We start from the raw sequence: 572 nt of genomic DNA on the forward strand, positions 1-572 counted from the left end.
AGTTCTACATAAACATTTATTCATAATAACAATATAATTTGCTTTTTTTAATAAATTCTTTAATAATATCACTTGGAAATACCATTTCATCTGCTTGTGGTATAGTTTGATTCATATTAATAGTAGTTGTAGTTACACTATTATTACTAGGTATAAAATATGTTCCATCTTTATCAAACAGTAATTTTGTTATGATTTTATTCATGATTCTTGATTTCCTGGTTAATGAAGCTACTTTAAATCGTAAATGAAATACACGTTTTACAAGAAATGTACTTAAATCTTCAAAAACTATAGGTTTCATATAAATTTCCTTCACTAAATAATTTTATAAAAAAATAATAAAAAATAAGGTAGATTATAATTCAACAGTCATTTTTCCTATAATAAACGGTAACAGCTTTTCCTTTCATTTCAGCAGTCAAGTATTCTGTGTGATCAGTAATTGTTATGTTTAAATCTCCACCAGATAAATGAGCAAGTACCTTTTCATTTAATAATCCCATTTTATATCCTAATAATACACAACTAGTGGTACCAGTTCCACAAGCATATGTAAATCCAGCACCTCG

1 protein-coding gene and 1 pseudogene are annotated in these 572 nt (G+C 25.9%); both read right to left on the reverse strand.

Annotated elements, in window-relative coordinates:
• Positions 1-16: 16 nt before the first annotated feature.
• On the reverse strand, positions 17-304 hold the full coding sequence (locus MSI_RS13620) for a hypothetical protein (RefSeq protein WP_007590622.1): 288 nt from the start codon (positions 302-304) through the stop codon (positions 17-19).
• Positions 305-365: 61 nt separating this feature from the next.
• Positions 366-572: pseudogene (locus tag MSI_RS14445) on the reverse strand (hypothetical protein); the annotation flags it as partial.

It is taken from the genome of Treponema sp. JC4, assembly GCF_000260795.1.
Lineage (GTDB): Bacteria > Spirochaetota > Spirochaetia > Treponematales > Treponemataceae > Treponema_D.